Raw genomic sequence first — 19,416 nt, 5'->3', positions numbered from 1 at the left:
CTTCGCCATACGCGGCGTGGGCTTCGCCCAACGCCCCGCCCAGTGTGGCTGCGGGTTACCGCCAGCGTTCCTCGCGCGGGTAGTCCTCCTGCGGGGGCTGCCAGCCGCGGGGTTCCTCCGTGTGGCGGGAGCGGTAGCCGGTGTCGTCGTAGTCGCGCGGCGGGGTCCAGCCGGAGGTCGTGCGCTCGTCGCCGCCGGAGTCCTGGTTGCGCCAGCCGGGGACGTCGGTCGCCTGCGGCTGGTGGTCGTCCCAGTCCGCTGCGGCCCGGCGTCCGGGGCGGTCCTGGTCGGCCGGCTCCTGCCGGATCGAGGCCCACCGGTCGGCGACCCGCAACTCCTGGCCGTACTCGTCCGTGCGCAGCTCCGCGCGCCGCTCACCCATCCGCAGCTCGCCGCCGCGCTCGTCGGAGCGCACCTCGGCCCAGGACTCGCCCGCCGAACGGGTCGAGCCGGGCGCGTCGGACCGCAGATCCGCCCACGGGTCGTTGCCGCGGGGGATGGCCGGCAGGTTCGCGGCGAAGCCGGGCTCGTCGTCGGGCTCGGCGCGCCGGGCTGCCCGCCGGTTGCGGGTCGGTCCGTCCATCTCGGGCTCGGCCCTGCGGCCGTCGCCGTCGGCCCAGCGGGGGCCGGTGTCGGGCCTGCGCTGGTCGGCGTCCGCCCAGCGGGGGCCGGGCTCCGACCGGCGCGGCTCGGGTTCCGCACGCCGCGGGTCGATGTCGGCACGCCGGGGGTCGCTGTCCACGCGGCGGGGGTCGGAGTCGAACCGTGCCGGCTCGGGCTCGGACCGGCGGCTCTCGCCGTCGGCCCAGCGGGGGGCGTCGAACCCGGCGGGCCGGGGCTCCGATTCGAAGCGCGCCGGCTCGGGCAGTGCCCGCCGCCCGTCACCGTCTGCCCGCCGGCCGTCGTCGGCCCGGCGACCCTCGCCGTCCCAACGGCCGTCGCCGTCGGCCCGGGCGGGACCGTCCGCCCGGGGGCTCGAGCCGTAGCGGGAAACAGAGGTCGAGTCGTCGTACCGGCCGGTCGGGGCCGGCGGCTGCCAGCCGACAGCTGGGCCGTCGTCCACGATCCGCGCCCGGCCCACGGGCTCCTCGGCGACCCTGGCGCGGACCGGTTCCGGCTCCCACCGGGGCCGGTCGTCCTCGACCCGGCGGCCGTACTCGGCGGCCCGCGCGGGCTCGGGGCGCGGACCGAGCACGGTCGACGGCTCGATCCGGCTGGTCTCCAGGGCGGGGCGGGCGCCGTACTCGTTACCGGGCCGACGCGCGACGTCCGGCTGCGCCGGCTCGGCCCGGCGGCCCTCGAAGCGGGGGTCCGGCTCGGGCCGGCGGGCCTCGTCGGCCGGGGGATAGGGGGTGGCGCGGCCGTGCGGGTGGTCGGCGGTCAGCGTGGTCTGCCGGGTGGTGACCTGGACGGTCTCGGTGTGGTGCACGACGCCGGCTCCCGGCGCGGGCACGGCGGCGGTCGCGGTCACCGGGCCGGGCTGGGGCCGGCCGCCGCGCAGCGCGTCGACCTCACCGCGCAGGGTCTGCACCTCGCGGAGCAGCGCGGCGTGCGTGGCCTTGGCCGCGGTCCGGATGTCGTCGCGGACGTCCTCGCGGAGCAGCTCCAGCTCCTCGACGAGGGTCGCCTCCATCTCGGCGCTCACCGCACCGTTGTCCCGGCGCAGGGTGATGGACAACCCGATGAGAACGATCGAGAGGATGGCGAGAGCGGCGGCGACTCGAAGTGGGCCCCCGCCCTGGCTGAGCAGCAGCAACGCGGCGGCCACCGGAGCCAGGCCCACCCCGATCCAGAACAGGATCGTGGGTAGACCGCCGCTCAGACGCCCTTGTTGGGTGTCCGAGGCTGGCATGGTTGCAGACAGTACCGATTGTTTCAGTTTTTCGAAATAGGGAGGCGCCACGAAGTCTCACTTTCCCTGGACGTCGACTCGTCGTACTCCTCCCTCCTCCGCATAACGAGGGTCATCCTCAGGGATGACGGGCTGATCAGCCTGGCGACGGCCGTCGCGACCCGCCCACGTCGTTACGCTCGGTACGTGCCCCGTACCTATTTCGGCCTCCCGCTGCGCAGTGCCGTCTTCGACGCCGCCGTGGTGCTCGGCGCGCTCCTGCTCTGCGTGGCCGGCCTGGGCAGCGACAACTTCGGGGTCGCCCAGTTCCTGCTCGGGACCGTGATGTGCCTGGCGCTGCTGTTCCGCCGGAGGTACGCGACGATCGCGTGCACCGTGGTCGCCCTGCTGGCCCTGTTCCAGACGATGATGGACTGGCAGGTCCTCCCGCACGACGTCGCGGTACTGGTCGCGGGCTACAGCGTGGTCAAGTACTCGAAAAGGCTCTGGGAGGGTTTCGCCGCCGGCGGCGCCCTGTTGATCGGGGTGGTCCTCGCGGTCAACGACACCGAGCAGAACTGGGAGGAGAAGGGGAGCATGGGCGTCGCGCTCGGCTCCCTGGTCGCCGGGGTGTGGTTCGCAGGGCTGAACGCCCGCAACCGCCGGCTGTACGTGGTGAGCCTGGAGGACCGGGCCGAGACCCTGGAACGCGAGCAGGCCCACCTGGCCCGGATCGCGGTCGGCGAGGAGCGCAACCGGATCGCCCGCGAGCTGCACGACATCGTCGCGCACAGCCTCGCGGTGATGATCGTGCAGGCCGACGGCGCCCGGTACGTCATGGACGCCAACCCCGAGAAGGCCCGCGAGGCCATGCGGACCATCGGCGACACGGGTCGGGAGTCCCTGGAGGAGATGCGCCGCCTCGTCGGGGTGCTCCGCGAGGCCCCGGACGAGGACCGCAACGTGGTGGTCCTCAACCAGGTCGAGACCCTGGTCGAGCGCTCGGAGGCCGCCGGGCTGCTGATCGAGATGACCCATGTCGGCCAGCCCCGGGGGCTGCCGCAGGCGCTGGAGCTGACGGCGTACCGGATCGTGCAGGAGGCCCTGACCAACACGCTCAAGCACGCCGGGGCCGGCACCCGGGTCACCCTGACCTTCGAGTGGCTGCCGCACACCCTGAACATCGCGATCGTCGACGACGGCGGCGGCCAGGTGCCCCGCCCGGTCGGCTCCGGCGGGCACGGGCTGGTCGGGATGCGCGAACGCGCGATGCTCTACGGCGGCGAGCTGATCGCCAAACCCCGGCTGGTCGGCGGCTTCGAGGTCTTCGCGACGCTACCCTTGCGACCATGACCGAGCGGAGCGACGAGCACATGATCAGGGTCTTTCTCGTGGACGACCAGTCCCTGGTGCGCGCGGGGTTCCGCATGGTCCTGGAGGCCCAGCCGGACATGACGGTGGTCGGCGAGGCCGGCGACGGGGCCGACGCGCTCCGCCAGTTGACCACGGTCGAGTGCGACCTGGTGGTGATGGACATCCGGATGCCGGTCCTCGACGGGGTGTCGGCCACGGAGCGGCTGACGGCCATCCCGCACGGCCCGAAGGTGCTGGTGCTCACGACGTTCGACACCGACGAGGACGCGTTCGCCGCGCTGCGGGCCGGCGCGAGCGGCTTCCTGCTCAAGAGCGTGCCGCCGGAGGACCTGCTGGCGGCGATCCGGGTGGTGGCCGGCGGCGACGCCGTGGTCGCGCCGCGGGTGACCCGCAAGCTGCTGGACCGGTTCGCCGGCCAGCTCGGCCCGCAGAGCGGCACCGACGACTCCCGGGTGAAGCTGCTCACCGACCGGGAGCACGAGGTGCTGCTGCTCGTCGCCCAGGGCCTGTCGAACCAGGAGATCGCCGAGCGGCTGTTCGTCGCGGAGGCCACGGTGAAGACGCACATCGGCCGGATCCTCACGAAGCTGGAGCTGCGCGACCGGGTGCAGGCCGTGATCCTGGCCTACGAGTCCGGCCTGGTGAAACCAACCCGCTAAACCCATTAGATGGTTACGGTGGTCCCTTGCTCGGCGCGCGGCGGCCGGAGCCCCGCGTGCCGGACCGCGGCTGGCCCGGTCCGCCCGGCTCGCGGCCCGGTGGCGTAATCCTCAGGTCGTAGGGGTGTGCCCCTAGTGCGCGACCGGCGGACGACGTGAGGTCCCGTTCGCGGGTGGACGCACGAGCCGCGCCCCGCGCCTAGCGTTTGGCGCATGACCAACTACGCAGCAGCCGTGGCCGCCATCGGCCTGAGCAAGCAGTACGGAACGGGCGAGGCCGCGGTCGTCGCACTGGACAACGTGACCCTGGAATTCGGGGCCGGCCAGTTCACCGCGATCATGGGGCCGTCCGGCTCCGGCAAGTCGACGCTGATGCACTGCCTCGCCGGGCTCGACCGGCCGAGCGCCGGCACGGTGCGGATCGGGGACGCCGACGTCACCCGGCTCGACGACAAGAGGCTCACGCTGCTGCGCCGTGACCACGTGGGTTTCGTGTTCCAGAAGTTCAACCTGCTCCCGGCCCTGTCCGCCGCCGAGAACATCATGCTGCCGATCTCCATCGCGGGCGGCAAGGCGGACGCGAAGTGGTTCGCCCAGGTCGTCGCCGCCGTGGGGATCGCAGACCGGCTGGGCCACCGGCCGAGCGAGCTGTCCGGCGGCCAGCAGCAGCGGGTGGCAGTGGCCCGGGCGCTGATCACGAAGCCGCTGGTCATCTTCGCCGACGAGCCGACCGGCAACCTGGACTCGCGGTCCGGCGCCGAGGTGCTCCGGCTGCTGCGGGAGGCCGTGGACACCCTCGGCCAGACCGTCATCATGGTCACCCACGACCCGATGGCCGCGTCCGCCGCCGACCGGGTGGTGTTCCTGGCCGACGGCCGGCTCATGACCGAGCTGTACCGGCCGACCCCCGAGCGCATCCTCGACGTGATGGGCAACCTCGACAAGGCTGGCGCGCGCTGATGATCAAGCTGACCCTCAAGTCGCTGCGGGCGAACTCCGTGCGACTGATCCTGTCCTCCCTGGCGATCGTGCTGGGCGTGGCGTTCATCGCGGGCACGTTCGTGTTCACCGACGGCCTCAAGCAGGCCTCCTACGACAAGGTCGGCAAGCTCGACCGGAAGACCAGCGTCGGCGTGGAGCTGTCCGAGGACGCGTTCCGCGCCGCGGGCCGCAACCCCGACGGCACCAAGGTCGAGTCGCCCGGCTTCGACCAGGCCACGGTCGACAAGGTGGCGAAACTGTCCGGGGTCGCCGTCGCCGAGGGCGTCCTGCGCGGCTCCGGCGCCCTGACCGGGTCGAACGGCAAGCCGGTCCGGGGCTACGCGACCCTGTCGAGCGTCCCGACCAGCAAGGACCTGCAGTCCTACGGCGTGACCGCCGGCCGGCTCGCCGCGAACCCCGGCGAGGTCACCCTCGACACGCGCACGGTCGACAAGCAGGGCTTCAAGCTCGGCCAGTCGGTCACGGTCGCCGGCGAGAAGGGTGCCGGCCAGAAGATGACCCTGGTCGGGGTCGTGGACGTCTCCGGCACGGCGCTCGACTTCGGCGGGCCGTTCATCGGGGTCACGCCGGCTGAGGCGCTGCGGATGAGCGGGACCGCGAAGTACACCGGCATCATCGTCGCGGCCACGCCCGGCGTCACCGACGAGGCCCTGGCCAAGGAGGTGAAGCAGGTGGTCGGCTCCCTCGGGGACGTCAAGACGCGCCAGCAGCTGCTCGACGCGGGTTTAGCCCAGGTGGTCCAAAACGTCGAACAGTTCAACTATGTCCTGCTGACCTTCGGCGCGATCTCGGCATTCGTCGCGGCGTTCGTGATCGCGAACACCTTCACGATCGTGCTCGCCCAGCGTGCCCGGCAGACCGCGCTGCTCCGGCTGGTCGGTGCGACCCGCGGTCAGGCGTTCCGGTCGGTCGTCCTCGAGTCGGCGGTGGTGGGCTTCGTGGCGTCGGCTGCGGGGATCCTCGCCGGGTTGGGCATCGCGGCGGGCATGCAGACCGTCCTCCGACGGCTTGACTTCCCGATGGAGGGCGGCCTCGTCCTCACGTGGAAGACGATCGTGCTATCCCTGGTCATCGGTACCGGCATCACGGTCTTCTCCGCCCTGGTCCCGGCCTGGCGCGGCACCCGGGTGCCCCCGGTGGCGGCGCTGTCGGACTCCGCGGTGGAGACCGCCCGCAAGGTCAGCCTGTTCCGGCTGATCTCCGGGGGGCTGGTGCTCGCGGCGGGCGTCGTCTGCCTGGTCGGTGCCGGCACGTTCGGCAACTTCCTGTTCGTCGGGGCCGGCGGCGTGCTCACCTTCGCCGGCATCGTGATGTTCGGCCCGGTCCTCGTGCCCTTCCTGGTCCGGGTGCTCGGCTGGCCGCTGCGGAAGCTGTTCGGCGCGACGGCCACCCTGGCCATCTCCAACGCCGTGCGCAACCCGCGCCGGATCGCGGCCACCTCGGTGGCGCTGGTGATCGGCATCGGGCTGGTCTCGGCGTTCCAGGTCGGTGGCGAGAGCATCAAGGACGGCATCGGCAACCAGATCGACCAGAAGATCGGCGCGGACTTCATGTTCCAGTCCAACGCCGGCGACATCCCCCAGGAGGTCATCGACAAGCTGCGCAAACTCCCCGAGCTGGGCACGGTGTCCGAGCCCCGGCAGGCCGTGGACGAGGCGTCGAAGCTGCAGATCCGCTCCACCCAGCCGGTGTTCGCGCTCAACGCCGGGGAGAAGACCGTCGGCGGCGACCCGAAGACCCTGGCCCCGGGCAAGGCCGTCGCGACGGAGCCCACCGGGCTCAAGGTCGGCGACAAGGTCACGGTCAAGGGCAGGTCGTTCCAGGTCGTGGGCGTGGTCCAGCAGAAGGACGAGAACAAGAAGCGGGCCACCCTGAAGCAGGTCTCGGTGATGGACGCGGACTTCACGGCGATGTTCCCCGACTACCGGCCGTACGCGCTGGAGGCCTCGATCGCGTCCGGGGTGGCGGCGGACAAGGCGATGGACGCCGCGTACACCGTGCTCGAGAACTATCCGACCCTGGAGCTGATGGACCGGGCAGCGTACAAGCAGCAGCTCACGTCCACCGTGGACACCATGCTCGCGTTCGTGACGGCGATGCTCGGCCTGGCCGTGGTGATCTCCCTGATCGGCGTGGCGAACACCCTGACCCTGTCGGTGGTCGAACGGACCAGGGAGAACGGCGTGCTGCGCGCCGTGGGCCTCACCAGCGGCAAGCTGCGCGGCATGCTGGCCGTGGAGGCGATCATGATGGCCCTGGTGGGCGCGCTGCTCGGCGTGGCCCTGGGGACAGCGGTGAGCGCCGGGGCGATGAACATGATCAACAGTTTGGGGGGTGACTTCGGGGTGACCGTCCCGTGGGGCAAGCTCGCGATCATCCTGGCCGTCGCGGCCGGAGCGGCCCTGGCCGCCTCGGTGTTCCCCGCCCGGCGGGCCGTGAGCCGGCCGGTGGTGGAGTCACTCGCGACCGAGTGACCCGTGGGCACCGGGTGTCGCGACACCACCCGGCTGTCCGAGAACGACGAAGGCCCGGTCTCCCGTGGGGGTGAGACCGGGCCTTCGCGACACTTCAGGCGCCGCCCGCGCGGTGGCGTGCCCGCGCCGGCATGCCGCGCCGGCCCCTACACCAACCGAACGCCAGGATTCGCCACCGTGGGGTCGTTCCCCAGCTCGATGACCTCGTTCCGCGGGTTCACATGCACGACCTTCGGCAGGTACGACTTCGCCTCGGTCTCGTCCATCAGCCCGTAGGAGATGATGATCACGAGGTCGCCCGGGTGCACGAGATGCGCCGCGGCCCCGTTGATCCCGATCACGCCGCTACCCCGCTCGCCGGGGATCACGTACGTCTCCAGCCGCGCCCCGTTCGTGACGTCCACGATGGCCACCTGCTCGCCGGGGATCAGGTCCGCGGCGTCCAGCAGGTCCTCGTCGATCGTGACGGAGCCGACGTAGTGCAGGTCGGCCTGCGTCACGGTCGCGCGGTGGATCTTCGACTTGAGCATCGTACGCAGCATCAGTGCACCTCCACGGGCGCGTTGTCGATCAGGCGGGTGGTACCGACCCGGGCGGCGACCAGCAGGCGTGCCGGTCCGGGGACGACCGGGCCCAGGAGCGGGTCGGTCAGCGCAAGGTAGTCGAGGTCGACGCCCTTGAGTTCGTTGCCGGCGGCCGCGAGGATCTCCTCCGCGGTGCCGCCGGGGCACGCGTGCAGCGCGCGGGACAGCGCCAGCGCCCGCTCGCGTTCGGCGGGGGACAGGAAGCGGTTCCGGCTGGACAGGGCCAGGCCGTCGGGCTCGCGGACCGTGGGCACGCCGACGATCTCGGTACCCATGTCCAGGTCACGGACCATCTGTCGGATGAGGGTGAGCTGCTGGTAGTCCTTCTCCCCGAAGTACGCCACGTCGGCGGCGGTGAGCCGGAGCAGCTTGTGCACGACCGTGAGCATGCCGGCGAAGTGCCCGGGCCGGCTCGCGCCGTCGAGGATGCCCCCGGTCGGGCCGGGGTCGATCCGCACCGACGGGGTCACCGGGTAGATGACGTCCACGGTCGGGGTGAAGACGGCGTCCACGCCCGCCGCGCGGCAGATGTCGAGGTCGGCGTCCAGCGTCCGCGGGTAGCGGTCCAGATCCTCCGACGGCCCGAACTGCAGCGGGTTCACGAAAATGGTCGCGATGACGTGGTCGGCCTCGGCGCGGGCCTGCTGGAGCAGGGCGGCGTGCCCCGGGTGCAGGGCGCCCATGGTCATCACCACGGCCATCCGGCCGGTGAGGGACTGCCGGGCGGAGGCGAGCCGCGCCCGGTCGGCGACGACGAGAGTCACGTGCGCACCGCCAGTACCCCCAGAAGTTCTTCGGCGTCGACGGCCTTGAGCCGCCCGCCGGCGATGGCCCGGTCGGCGGTCCGGCGGGCCAGCGCGACATAGGCGGCGACCGAGTCGGGCGCGTGGGCGCCCAGCGCCGCGAGATGGCTGGCCACGGTGCCGGCGTCGCCCCGGACCACCGGCCCGGTGAGCGCGGCGTCGCCGAGCCGCAGCGTGTTGTCGAGCGCGGCGGACAGCAGCGGGCCGAGCATCCGCTCGGGGTGGGTGACACCGGAGCCGCGCAGCAGGTCCATCGCCTCGTTGACGAGGGTGACCAGGTGGTTGGAGCCGTGCACGAGCGCGGCGTGGTACAGCGGCCGGTCGGCCTCCGCGACGAACTCCGGCTCCCCGCCCAGCTCCAGGACCAGCGCCTCCGCGACGAACCGCAGCTCGTCGGGGGCGGTGATCCCCCAGGAGATCCCCTCGAGCCGGTCGAGGTCCTCCGCCCGGTTCGTGAACGTCATCACAGGGTGCAGGGCCAGCGGCAGCGCGCCCCGGCGGGCGGCGGGGACCAGCACGGTCAGGCCGTGGGTGCCGGCGGTGTGCGCGACGATCTGCCCGGCGGGAAACTCCAGGGCCTCGACGAGCTTCGGAAGAACATCATCGGGTACGGCCAGCAGCGCGAGATCCACCCGCGCGACCACCTCGTCGGGGGTCAGGATCTCCGCGGCGGGCAACAGCCGCTCGACCCGTGACCGGGAGGCCGACGACACGGCCGAGGCCGCGACGACGTGGTGCCCGGCGCGTTCCAGCGCTGCCCCGAGGACGGCGCCGACCCGGCCGGCCCCGACTATGCCGACCCGGAGGCGGCCAGGGCGTTCTACGTTCATCTGGCGATCCAGTCCTGGTTGGGGTACCGGTCGACGCAAGTATGAGGTCTGCCCGGGGCGTCCGGGGAGGGTCTGTGGCGCATCGCACCCGGCCCGAAAAGACGCGTCGGACCCGGGCCGGAAAACGGGGCTGCGCGGACGGCGAACGGCCGCGTAGGCTCCCGCGCCGTGAACGCGAGACTGATTGCCGTCATCATCGGCGCCTTCCTTGTCCTATCTTGTGGTGGAACTATAGTTCTGGGTGGATTGGCCAACGGGCTGAACCCGGACGACAGCTCGGTCACCCCGGTGGCCGGCGAGTGCCGCCACGCTGCCAAGGCGGGCACGCCGGACGCGGGATCGGATGGTTTCCCCGCCGAGCACACCGGCCGGAGGGTGAAGTGCGCCGAGCCCCACGAGATGGAGACGGTCTACGTCGGCGTGTACTCCACCAACTGGACCGAGGAGACCGGCGACAAGGAGATGGGCGAGATCTGCGCCTCGCGGGCCGATGACTACCTCGGCGGGCGACACCAGGCGCACCGGATCGGCCTCAACTCTTACGTGCAAGCGGCGGACGAGATGTCCGGCAAGGCGCGCTGGTTCGCCTGCGACGTCGCCGAGATCGGCTCGGCGGCCTTCCCCGCCCTGGTGACCCGGAAGTCCTCACTGCGCGGGGCGCTGGCCACGCCGGGACCGCTGGCCATCACCTGCGGCGACAAGGTCGCCAAGGACTACGTCTACCGGGGCGACTGTTCGGCCCCCCACGACCTCGAGTTCGCCGGCCTCTTCTCGGTGGCCTCCGACTACCACCCGGAGAGCAGGGTGGAGCTGGACAAGGTCGTCTCGGCCGGATGCCAGAAGTCCGTCACCGATTTCCTCGGCTGGGACCAGCGGACGTTCGAGGAGAACCGGAGCCTGGACGTCACCTCCTGGGGGCCGTCCGTCCGCACTGTCGGCAGGGGAAGGGCGACCTACCGCTGCTTCGTGACCACCCTGGATAACAAGAAGCTCACGGCCAGTGTCAAGGGCCTCGGGGACAAGCCGGTCCCCCTGGCCGGTTAAGACCCCGGTCAGTACGTCGGCGGGCCTGTGGCGTTCACTGTGTGCATGCACAGACTGCAGGCCCCCGAGCCCGGCTGGGTGGAAACCACCGACGTCCTGGTCGTCGGGACGGGCATCGCCGGACTGACCGTGGCCCTGCAACTCCGCGAGGCCGGCCACCACGTCACCGTGGTCACCAAGGTGAATATCGACGACGGTTCGACCCGTTGGGCCCAGGGCGGGATCGCCGCCGTGCTCGACCCGCTGGACACCCCGGAGGCGCACGCCCTCGACACCCAGGTCGCCGGGGTCGGGCTGTGCGACCCGGAGTCCGTGCGGGTGCTCACCGAGGAGGGCCCGGCCCGGGTCAAGGAACTGATCCGGTTCGGGGCCCAGTTCGACCGGCACCCGGACGGCTCTCTGATGCTGACCCGCGAGGGCGGCCACCACGCCGACCGGATCGTGCACGCCGGGGGCGACGCGACCGGGGCCGAGGTGCAGCGGGCGCTGCACCGGGCGGTGCGCCGCGACCCGTGGATCCGCCTGGTCGAGCACGCTCTCGTCCTCGACCTGTTGAAGGACGCCGCGGGGCGGGCCTGCGGCATCACCCTGCACGTCCTCGGCGAGGGCACCGAGGACGGCGTCGGCGCGATCCTGGCCAGGGCCGTGGTCCTCGCGACCGGCGGACTGGGCCAGATCTTCAGCGTCACCACCAATCCCGAGGTGTCCACGGGCGACGGGGTCGCCGTCGCGCTGCGGGCCGGCGCCGCGGTCACCGACCTCGAATTCGTGCAGTTCCACCCCACTTCCCTGTACCTGCCGGGCTCGCGCGCCCAGCAGCCCCTGGTCAGCGAGGCGCTCCGCGGCGCCGGCGCGTACCTGCGCGACGGGGCCGGCGAGCGGTTCATGGTCGGCCGGCACGAGCTCAACGAGCTGGCTCCCCGCGACATCGTCGCCAAGGCCATCACCCGGGTGATGCACGCCGAGGGCTCCGACCATGTCTGGCTGGACGCCCGGCACGTCGAGCGGCTGCCGGAGCGGTTCCCGACCATCACGGCGTACTGCCGCGAGGCCGGCATCGAGCCCACCACGGACCTGATCCCGGTCGCCCCGGCCGCGCACTACGCCTCGGGCGGGGTGCGGACCGACCTGCACGGCCGGACCAGCATCCCCGGCCTGTACGCGTGCGGCGAGGTCGCGTGCACCGGCGTGCACGGCGCGAACCGGCTCGCCTCGAACTCCCTGCTCGAGGGCCTGGTGTTCGCCAAGCGGATCGCGGCGGACATCGCCGCCGACCTGCCCCCGCAGTCCGACCCGGTGTTCGGCGGGGCCGAGCAGAAGGTGATCGACGAGTCGGTCAAGGGCGAACTGCAGCGGGCGATGACCCGGCACGCCGGCGTGCTCCGCAGCGAGGACTCGCTGGCCAGCGCGACGGCGACCGTCCAGGAACTGTCCGGGCGGGCCGGCCGGCCGCGTAACGTGACGTGGGAGGCGACGAACCTGCTGACCGTGGCCTCGGGTCTGCTGCGGGCGGCGACGATGCGCAGGGAGACCCGGGGCTGCCACTGGCGGGAGGACTTCCCCGACGCCAGCCCCGACTTCCTCGGGCACGTGCTGCTCGGGCTGGACACCGCGACCTGGGAAGCACTGTGAACGCATCCGCGAGCGGGTCCGCGAGGCCTGCCGCGAGGCTGAGTGAACCGGAGGAACAATGAGGGCCGACATCGACCGCGTGATCGCGACCGCGCTGGCGGAGGACCTGGGCCCCGCAGGGCTCGACGTCACCTCCGTGGCCACGATCCCCGCCGACCAGACCGACGTGGCCGAGCTGGTCGCCCGGGCCGACGGCGTCGTCGCGGGGCTGGAGGTGGCCATCGCGGTGTTCCAGGCGGTCGGCCCCGTCGAGGTCGAGTTGCACGTGGCCGAGGGCGACCGGGTACCGGCGGGCACGGTGCTCGCCACCCTCACCGGCCCGACCCGCGCGCTCCTGACCGCCGAGCGGACCGCGCTGAACCTGCTCTGCCGGATGTCCGGGGTGGCCACCCACACCCGCGCCTGGGCGGACGCCCTGGTCGGTACCAAATGCGTGGTCCTCGACACCCGCAAGACCACCCCGGGCCTGCGCGCGCTGGAGAAGTACGCCGTCCGGGTCGGCGGCGGTTCCAACAAGCGCATGGGCCTCTACGACGTGGCCATGATCAAGGACAACCACAAGCTGGCCGCGGGCTCGGTCGCCGAGGCGTACCGCAGGGTGCGCGAGCAGTTCCCCGACGTGCCGGTGCAGGTGGAGGTCACCACGCTCGCGGAGGCGGTCGAGGCCGTCGGGGTCGGCGCGACGTTCCTGCTGCTGGACAACATGTCCCCGGAGTTGATCGGCGAGGTGGTCGCGGCCGTCGGCGACCGGGCCGAGTTGGAGGCCACGGGGAACCTCACGCTCGATAGAGTGCGCCCGTACGCCGAGACCGGCGTGGACTACCTGTCGGTCGGAGCGCTCACGCACTCCTCGCCCATCATGGACATCGCACTCGACCTGCGGAGGTAATCGAAGATGCTGCTCGCCATCGATGTGGGGAACACCAACACGGTCCTCGCGACGTTCGACGGCGAGCGGCTGGTGCACTCGTGGCGGATCAAGACGGACTCGCGCTCGACGGCCGACGAACTCGCACTGGTGTACCGCGGCCTGCTCGCCGCCGACTCCGTGCAGGTCACGGGCGTGGTCGCGTGCTCGTCGGTGCCGCAGGCCCTGCGTGAGCTCCGCTGGATGCTCGACCGGCACTTCGGCGGCGTGCCGGCGGTGGTCGTCGAGCCCGGGGTGCGCACCGGCGTGCCGTTGTCGATCGACAACCCGAAGGAGGTGGGCTCCGACCGGGTGGTGAACACGCTGGCCGCGTACCAGTTGTATGGCGGTCCTTCGATCGTCGTCGACTTCGGCACCGCGACGAACTTCGACGTGGTCGGCCCGAAGGGCGAGTTCATGGGCGGCGCCTTCGCCCCCGGCATCGAGATCTCGATCGACGCCCTCGCCGCGCGCGCGGCCCAGCTCCGCAAGGTCGAGCCGGTGCGCCCGCGTTCCGTGATCGGCAAGAACACCGTCGAGTGCCTGCAGTCCGGCCTGGTGTACGGCTTCGCCGCCCAGGTGGACGGCATGATCCATCGGATGGTGGCCGAACTCGGCGGCTCCGTCACCGCCGTGATCGCGACCGGGGGACTCGCCCCCGTGGTGATCGAGGAGTGCGAGACGGTGACGCACCACGAGCCGTCGCTGACCCTGATCGGCCTGCGGATGGTCTGGGAACGCACCCGCCCCTGACGGCGGCTAGCGCGGCAGCCTGCGCGTCCGCAACGCCACGGTGATGTACGGCAACTCGAACGGTTCGTCGAGCCCCGTGGTCAGGTCGCGCAGCTCCGCCTCCACCTCGGCCTGTCGCTCGGGGGTGGCGGTCAGGTAGTAGGACCGGCTCCGGGTGAGGGTGACCAGGGTGTCGGTGGTGTGGTGCACGGAGTGCCGGAAGGTGGCCCGCTCGGCCGGGTGGAAGTGCTGGCCGAAACCCGGCTGCGGCGAGTGCAACACGCGCTGCGCCTCGGATTCGGCGATCTTCGAGATGGCGGCGACCCAGTCGACGGACTCGTCGCGGATGTTCCAGATCGGACCGAAGACGCCTCCATTGCGGAGGACCCGCGCGATCTCGGGATGCGCCTCGTCATGGTGGAACCAGTGGTACGCCTGGGCGGCGACGACGGCGTCCACAGAGGCGTCGGGTAACGGGATGCGTTCGGCGCTGCCCTCGAGCGCCGTGATCCCGCTGCCGATCCGCGACCGCATCGCCGCGTCGGGTTCCACCGCGATGACCTCGTGGCCGGCGTTGGCCAGCACGCGGCTGAAGATGCCGGTACCGGCGCCGAGGTCGACGACCTTCATGGGTGCCGGGCCGAGGAGCCAGGCCGCGGCCTCGGCCGGGTAGGAGGGGCGGATCCGGTCATAGAGATCTGCCACGGGCCCGAAGGATCTGGCCTGGCGTGACAAGTCGAAGGCGTCCATCGGAGGCGAACCTATACCCTTTGTTGCATACAAGAAAGGTGTTGCCGTGACCAAGCCCGTCCTCCAGCAAGACTTCGATGACCTGCCCGAGCAGTTGCGGATTCGTCACGAGAAGCGAGCCAAGTTGCTCGCTGACGGTATCGAGCCGTATCCGGTGAGTTTCCCACGGACGACGACGCTGGCCAAGTTGAAGGCTCTCTATCCGGATCTGCCGCCCGACACGGCGGCCGGTGAGCGGGCTTCGGTCACGGGCCGGGTGATCTTCGTGCGGAACACCGGGAAGCTGTGCTTCGCGACGCTCCGCGACGGCGACGGCACCGAGTTGCAGGCGATGTTGTCCCTGGACAAGGTCGGTGCGGACGCCCTTGAGCAGTGGAAGCGCGTCGTGGACCTCGGCGACCTGGTCGGCGTCGAGGGCGATGTCGCGACCAGCCGCCGCGGCGAGTTGTCGATCATGGTCGAGCGCTTCGTGATCACGGCGAAGTCACTGCGTCCGCTGCCCGTCGCGCACAAGCCGATGGGTGAAGAGACGCGGATCCGACAGCGGTACGTCGACCTGATCGTGCGTCCGGAGGCCCGCGAGGTCGTCCGGGTGCGCTCGGGCACGGTCCGGTCGATCCGCGACTTCCTGCACGCGCGGGACTTCGTCGAGATCGAGACGCCGATGCTCCAGCAGATGCACGGCGGGGCGACGGCGCGGCCGTTCAAGACGCACTCCAACGCGCTCGACATTGACCTTTATCTGCGGATCGCCCCCGAGCTGTACCTCAAGCGGGCGATGGTCGGCGGAATCGACAAGGTCTTCGAGATCAACAGAAACTTCCGTAATGAAGGAGCTGACTCCTCTCATTCACCTGAGTTTGCGATGTTGGAAGCCTACGAGGCGTATGGCGATTACAACACCATGGCTGATCTGACCAGGGGATTCGTTCAGAACGCCGCGTACTCCGTATTCGGTGGCCACGTCGTGACGCATCATGACGGCACCGAACACGACCTCGGCGGGAATTGGCGGGAAATCACGCTTTTCGGCTCGCTATCCGAGGCGCTGGGTGCCGAGGTCACGATCCGCACTCCGTATCCGGAGTTGGTGAAGTACGCCGAGGCGCACGACCTGCACGTGGACCCCTTGTGGGGCCCCGGAAAGCTCGCGGAGGAGCTGTTCGAGGAGCTGGTGGTTCCGGGCCTGATCGCGCCGACTTTCGTGCGCGATTACCCCGAGGAGACCAGCCCCCTGACCCGCGCGCACCGTACGGAGCCGGGCCTCACGGAGAAGTGGGACTTGTACGTACAAGGGTTCGAATTGGGTACGGCGTATTCGGAGCTCGTCGACCCGGTTGTCCAGCGCGAAAGACTCGTCGCCCAGGCCCTGCTCGGCGCCAAGGGAGATGACGAGGCCATGCAACTCGACGAGGACTTTCTCCGCGCCATGGAGTATGGAATGCCACCCATGGGTGGTATGGGGATGGGTATTGACAGACTGCTGATGGCTCTGACCGGTCTCGGCATCCGGGAGACCATCCTGTTCCCCATGGTTAAGCCAGAGTAAAGGAATAGTGCTAGCGGCTTTTCTTTTCCCGTACCGTGGGCTATCTTTCTTTTAATTTGTTGGGAAAGAAGGGGAAAACCGTGGCACAGAAGGTGCACGTGGTCCTCGTCGATGACCTCGACTCGGGTCCAGCCGACGAGACGGTGAGCTTCGGCCTTGACGGGGCCAGCTACATCATCGACTTGTCCAGTGAAAACGCAAAGGTGCTTCGCGAGTCCTTGGCGAAGTACATCACCGCTGGTCGTCGGCAGCGCGCCGGCGCCGGCCGTCCTGCCACCCGGCAGGTCACCACTGGTGCCCGGACCAGTGGTGCGAATGACCGTGAGCAGAACAAGGCCATTCGTGACTGGGCCGTGCGTAACGGCCACAAGGTCTCCAGTCGTGGGCGTATCTCCCAGGACATCGTCGACCTGTACAACGCGCAGGCCGGCCGCTGATCTTCGCGTTCCCGCCCGGCCCGACCCCTGGTACCCGGGGTCGGGCCGGCTGCGTGTCCGGGCGGTATTTCGCTCTTGGCGTAGCGCTCAAGCTGCGGGAACAGCTCCAGAACGCCGTTGGTTAGGGCAAACGTGACGGTCGTACCCGGGTGTGCGCCCCGACCCGACCGGCGCTACCCCTGAACAGTCAGGGGCGGGCGATAGAGTAAGGGCACGGATACCAAGAGGTGTTCGGGGACCCACACGGTGCCACCGCGCACGTGAGGAGCACGAGGAATGTTCGAGAGGTTCACTGACCGCGCGCGGCGGGTTGTCGTCCTGGCTCAAGAAGAAGCCCGGATGCTCAACCACAACTACATTGGCACCGAGCACATCCTGCTCGGCCTCATCCATGAGGGTGAGGGCGTTGCAGCCAAGGCGTTGGAGAGCCTCGGTATCTCCCTCGAGGGCGTTCGCCAGCAGGTCGAGGAGATCATCGGGCAGGGACAGCAGGCGCCGAGCGGGCACATCCCGTTCACGCCGCGGGCCAAGAAGGTCCTCGAGCTGTCACTGCGCGAGGCACTGCAGCTGGGGCACAACTACATCGGCACCGAGCACATCCTGCTCGGCCTGATCCGCGAGGGCGAGGGCGTCGCAGCCCAGGTGCTGGTCAAGCTGGGCGCCGACCTCAACAGGGTCCGCCAGCAGGTCATCCAGCTGCTCTCCGGCTACCAGGGCAAGGAGCCGGCCGCCGCCGGCACCACGACCGAGGCTGCCCCGTCCACCTCCCTGGTCCTCGACCAGTTCGGCCGTAACCTGACCCAGGCCGCCCGCGAGGGCAAGCTCGACCCGGTGATCGGCCGGGAGAAGGAAATCGAGCGGGTCATGCAGGTCCTGTCCCGCCGGACCAAGAACAACCCCGTCCTGATCGGCGAGCCGGGTGTCGGTAAGACCGCGGCCGTCGAGGGGCTCGCCCAGAAGATCGTCAAGGGCGAGGTGCCCGAGACGCTCAAGGACAAGCAGCTCTACACGCTCGACCTGGGCGCCCTGGTCGCCGGCTCGCGGTACCGGGGTGACTTCGAGGAGCGCCTGAAGAAGGTGCTCAAGGAGATCCGCACCCGGGGCGACATCATCCTGTTCATCGACGAGATCCACACCCTGGTGGGTGCTGGTGCCGCCGAGGGCGCGATCGACGCGGCCTCCATCCTCAAGCCCATGCTCGCCCGGGGTGAGCTGCAGACGATCGGTGCGACCACGCTCGACGAGTACCGCAAGCACCTGGAGAAGGACGCCGCTCTCGAGCGCCGTTTCCAGCCCATCCAGGTCGCCGAGCCGTCCCTGGCGCACACCATCGAGATCCTCAAGGGCCTCCGCGACCGGTATGAGGCGCACCACCGCATCTCCATCACCGACGCGGCGCTCGTGGCGGCGGCGACGCTGGCCGACCGGTACATCTCCGACCGCTTCCTGCCGGACAAGGCGATCGACCTGATCGACGAGGCCGGGGCCAGGATGAGGATCCGCCGGATGACCGCTCCGCCGGACCTCCGCGACTTCGACGACAAGATCGCCCAGGTCCGCAAGGACAAGGAGTCGGCGATAGACGCGCAGGACTTCGAGCGCGCGGCACAGCTGCGCGACAAGGAGAAGACCCTGCTCGGCCAGAAGGCGCAGCGGGAGAAGGAGTGGAAGGCCGGAGACCTCGACATCGTCAGCGAGGTCGACGACGAGCAGATCGCCGAGGTCCTGGCGAACTGGACGGGCATCCCGGTCTACAAGCTCACCGAGGAGGAGACCGCCCGTCTGCTCCGCATGGAGGACGAGCTGCACAAGCGGATCGTCGGCCAGATCGACGCGGTCAAGGCCGTGTCGAAGGCCATCCGGCGGACCCGGGCCGGCCTGAAGGACCCGAAGCGTCCGGCTGGTTCGTTCATCTTCGCCGGCCCGTCCGGCGTCGGTAAGTCCGAGCTGTCCAAGGCGCTCGCCGAGTTCCTGTTCGGCTCCGAGGACTCGCTGATCCAGCTCGACATGAGCGAGTTCCACGACCGGTACACGGTCTCCCGGCTCGTCGGCGCCCCGCCCGGATACGTCGGCTACGACGAGGGCGGCCAGCTCACCGAGAAGGTGCGGCGCAAGCCGTTCTCCGTGGTGCTGTTCGACGAGATCGAGAAGGCCCACCCGGACGTGTTCAACACGCTCCTGCAGATCCTGGAGGACGGCCGGCTCACGGACGGCCAGGGTCGCATCGTGGACTTCAAGAACACGGTGATCATCCTGACGACGAACCTGGGCACCAAGGACGTGGCCAAGGCCGTGTCCCTGGGCTTCCAGCAGTCCGAGGACACGGACGCGAGCTACGACCGGATGAAGACGAAGGTCAACGACGAGCTCAAGCAGCACTTCCGGCCCGAGTTCCTCAACCGGATCGACGACACCATCGTCTTCCACCAGCTGAGCGAGCCGAACATTCTCGAGATCGTCGACATCATGACGCACCGCATCGAGAACCAGCTCAAGAACAAGGACATGGGGCTGGAGCTCACCGACAACGCCAAGAAGTACCTGGCGAAGAAGGGCTACGACCCGGTCCTGGGCGCGCGTCCGCTGCGTCGCACCATTCAGCGCGAGATCGAGGACAACCTGTCCGAGCGGGTGCTCTACAACGAGCTGAAGCCCGGCCAGATCGTCGTCGTCGACTGCGAGGGGGACCCCGAGAACATCGACCAGTCGAAGCTGGTGTTCAAGGGCGTCGAAAAGCCCCCGATGGTCCCCGACGCGGTTCCCGCCGAACTCGGCTCCACGGAACCGACCGCCGAATAGATACCGGCT

16 protein-coding genes are annotated in these 19,416 nt (G+C 70.2%); 11 read left to right on the top strand and 5 right to left on the bottom strand.

Annotated elements, in window-relative coordinates:
- Positions 1–55 precede the first annotated feature (55 nt).
- On the bottom strand, positions 56–1,852 hold the full coding sequence (locus tag IW245_RS26635; RefSeq protein ID WP_197005899.1) for a hypothetical protein: 1,797 nt from the start codon (positions 1,850–1,852) through the stop codon (positions 56–58).
- Between the two features lie 186 nt (positions 1,853–2,038).
- Between IW245_RS26635 and IW245_RS26630 the strand changes: the two genes are divergently transcribed.
- The 4 genes from IW245_RS26630 to IW245_RS26615 all read left to right on the top strand — a co-directional run bounded on the left by IW245_RS26630 (position 2,039) and on the right by IW245_RS26615 (position 7,340).
- Entirely contained in the window at positions 2,039–3,184 is a 1,146-nt protein-coding gene (locus IW245_RS26630; RefSeq protein WP_197005898.1) for a sensor histidine kinase, read from the top strand.
- Positions 3,181–3,864 (top strand): response regulator, encoded by a 684-nt coding sequence (locus tag IW245_RS26625; RefSeq protein WP_231398949.1) that lies wholly within the window; start codon positions 3,181–3,183, stop codon positions 3,862–3,864. The genes IW245_RS26630 and IW245_RS26625 overlap by 4 nt, the downstream gene beginning before the upstream one ends.
- 213 nt (positions 3,865–4,077) lie before the next feature.
- Positions 4,078–4,824 carry an ABC transporter ATP-binding protein gene (locus tag IW245_RS26620; protein ID WP_197005897.1) on the top strand — a complete coding sequence of 249 codons (747 nt, stop codon included), beginning with the start codon at positions 4,078–4,080 and terminating at the stop codon, positions 4,822–4,824.
- Entirely contained in the window at positions 4,824–7,340 is a 2,517-nt protein-coding gene (locus IW245_RS26615) for an ABC transporter permease (RefSeq protein WP_197005896.1), read from the top strand. The genes IW245_RS26620 and IW245_RS26615 overlap by 1 nt, the downstream gene beginning before the upstream one ends.
- Before the next feature lie 146 nt (positions 7,341–7,486).
- Here IW245_RS26615 and panD read toward each other — a convergent pair whose 3' ends face one another.
- The 3 genes from panD to IW245_RS26600 are packed head-to-tail and all read right to left on the bottom strand — an operon-like array spanning position 7,487 to position 9,557.
- The gene (gene panD / locus IW245_RS26610; protein ID WP_197005895.1) at positions 7,487–7,882 is read right to left on the bottom strand and encodes an aspartate 1-decarboxylase; all 396 of its coding nucleotides are present in this window, start codon (positions 7,880–7,882) and stop codon (positions 7,487–7,489) included.
- Positions 7,882–8,688 (bottom strand): pantoate--beta-alanine ligase, encoded by an 807-nt coding sequence (gene panC / locus IW245_RS26605; protein WP_197005894.1) that lies wholly within the window; start codon positions 8,686–8,688, stop codon positions 7,882–7,884. Before panC ends, panD begins: the two co-directional genes overlap by 1 nt.
- Positions 8,685–9,557 (bottom strand): Rossmann-like and DUF2520 domain-containing protein, encoded by an 873-nt coding sequence (locus IW245_RS26600; protein ID WP_197005893.1) that lies wholly within the window; start codon positions 9,555–9,557, stop codon positions 8,685–8,687. Before IW245_RS26600 ends, panC begins: the two co-directional genes overlap by 4 nt.
- Before the next feature lie 246 nt (positions 9,558–9,803).
- Here IW245_RS26600 and IW245_RS26595 point away from each other — a divergent pair, with 246 nt between their 5' ends.
- Genes IW245_RS26595 through IW245_RS26580 form a run of 4 tightly spaced genes read left to right on the top strand, consistent with a single transcriptional unit; the run spans position 9,804 to position 13,893 of the window.
- Complete coding sequence (locus tag IW245_RS26595; protein WP_197005892.1) at positions 9,804–10,601, top strand: septum formation family protein; 798 nt, start codon at positions 9,804–9,806, stop codon at positions 10,599–10,601.
- A 45-nt stretch (positions 10,602–10,646) separates the two neighbouring features.
- Positions 10,647–12,233, top strand: a complete 1,587-nt coding sequence (locus tag IW245_RS26590) for an L-aspartate oxidase (RefSeq protein ID WP_197005891.1) — start codon at positions 10,647–10,649, stop codon at positions 12,231–12,233.
- Between the two features lie 58 nt (positions 12,234–12,291).
- Positions 12,292–13,122 (top strand): carboxylating nicotinate-nucleotide diphosphorylase, encoded by an 831-nt coding sequence (gene nadC, locus IW245_RS26585; RefSeq protein WP_197005890.1) that lies wholly within the window; start codon positions 12,292–12,294, stop codon positions 13,120–13,122.
- Positions 13,123–13,128: 6 nt separating this feature from the next.
- Complete coding sequence (locus IW245_RS26580; protein ID WP_197005889.1) at positions 13,129–13,893, top strand: type III pantothenate kinase; 765 nt, start codon at positions 13,129–13,131, stop codon at positions 13,891–13,893.
- A gap of 6 nt (positions 13,894–13,899) precedes the next feature.
- On the opposite strand, the gene IW245_RS26575 is transcribed toward IW245_RS26580, so the two are convergent.
- Positions 13,900–14,577: a class I SAM-dependent methyltransferase gene (locus IW245_RS26575; RefSeq protein ID WP_197005888.1), complete on the bottom strand. Its 678-nt coding sequence runs from the start codon at positions 14,575–14,577 to the stop codon at positions 13,900–13,902.
- A gap of 91 nt (positions 14,578–14,668) precedes the next feature.
- On the opposite strand from IW245_RS26575, the gene lysS reads away from it, so the two are divergent.
- From lysS to IW245_RS26560, 3 genes are all read left to right on the top strand, one after another.
- Positions 14,669–16,171 (top strand): lysine--tRNA ligase, encoded by a 1,503-nt coding sequence (gene lysS / locus IW245_RS26570; protein WP_197005887.1) that lies wholly within the window; start codon positions 14,669–14,671, stop codon positions 16,169–16,171.
- Between the two features lie 80 nt (positions 16,172–16,251).
- Positions 16,252–16,608: a histone-like nucleoid-structuring protein Lsr2 gene (locus IW245_RS26565; RefSeq protein ID WP_197005886.1), complete on the top strand. Its 357-nt coding sequence runs from the start codon at positions 16,252–16,254 to the stop codon at positions 16,606–16,608.
- Positions 16,609–16,884: 276 nt separating this feature from the next.
- Positions 16,885–19,407, top strand: a complete 2,523-nt coding sequence (locus IW245_RS26560; protein ID WP_197005885.1) for an ATP-dependent Clp protease ATP-binding subunit — start codon at positions 16,885–16,887, stop codon at positions 19,405–19,407.
- Positions 19,408–19,416 lie beyond the last annotated feature (9 nt).

The organism is Longispora fulva, assembly GCF_015751905.1.
Classification (GTDB): Bacteria; Actinomycetota; Actinomycetes; order Mycobacteriales; family Micromonosporaceae; genus Longispora; species Longispora fulva.
Note: the sequence above shows the minus strand (reverse complement) of the source record. Positions and strands in the feature narration are given on the sequence as shown.

Bases quoted from the DNA above. Each gene is read 5' to 3' on its own strand.
- IW245_RS26620 (WP_197005897.1), top strand. From the start codon at position 4,078: ATGACCAACTACGCAGCAGCCGTGGCCGCCATCGGCCTGAGCAAGCAG.
- IW245_RS26560 (WP_197005885.1), top strand. From the start codon at position 16,885: ATGTTCGAGAGGTTCACTGACCGCGCGCGGCGGGTTGTCGTCCTGGCT.
- IW245_RS26615 (WP_197005896.1), top strand. From the start codon at position 4,824: ATGATCAAGCTGACCCTCAAGTCGCTGCGGGCGAACTCCGTGCGACTG.
- IW245_RS26590 (WP_197005891.1), top strand. From the start codon at position 10,647: ATGCACAGACTGCAGGCCCCCGAGCCCGGCTGGGTGGAAACCACCGAC.
- IW245_RS26580 (WP_197005889.1), top strand. From the start codon at position 13,129: ATGCTGCTCGCCATCGATGTGGGGAACACCAACACGGTCCTCGCGACG.
- IW245_RS26600 (WP_197005893.1), bottom strand. From the start codon at position 9,557: ATGAACGTAGAACGCCCTGGCCGCCTCCGGGTCGGCATAGTCGGGGCC.
- IW245_RS26635 (WP_197005899.1), bottom strand. From the start codon at position 1,852: ATGCCAGCCTCGGACACCCAACAAGGGCGTCTGAGCGGCGGTCTACCC.
- panD (WP_197005895.1), bottom strand. From the start codon at position 7,882: ATGCTGCGTACGATGCTCAAGTCGAAGATCCACCGCGCGACCGTGACG.
- nadC (WP_197005890.1), top strand. From the start codon at position 12,292: ATGAGGGCCGACATCGACCGCGTGATCGCGACCGCGCTGGCGGAGGAC.
- IW245_RS26625 (WP_231398949.1), top strand. From the start codon at position 3,181: ATGACCGAGCGGAGCGACGAGCACATGATCAGGGTCTTTCTCGTGGAC.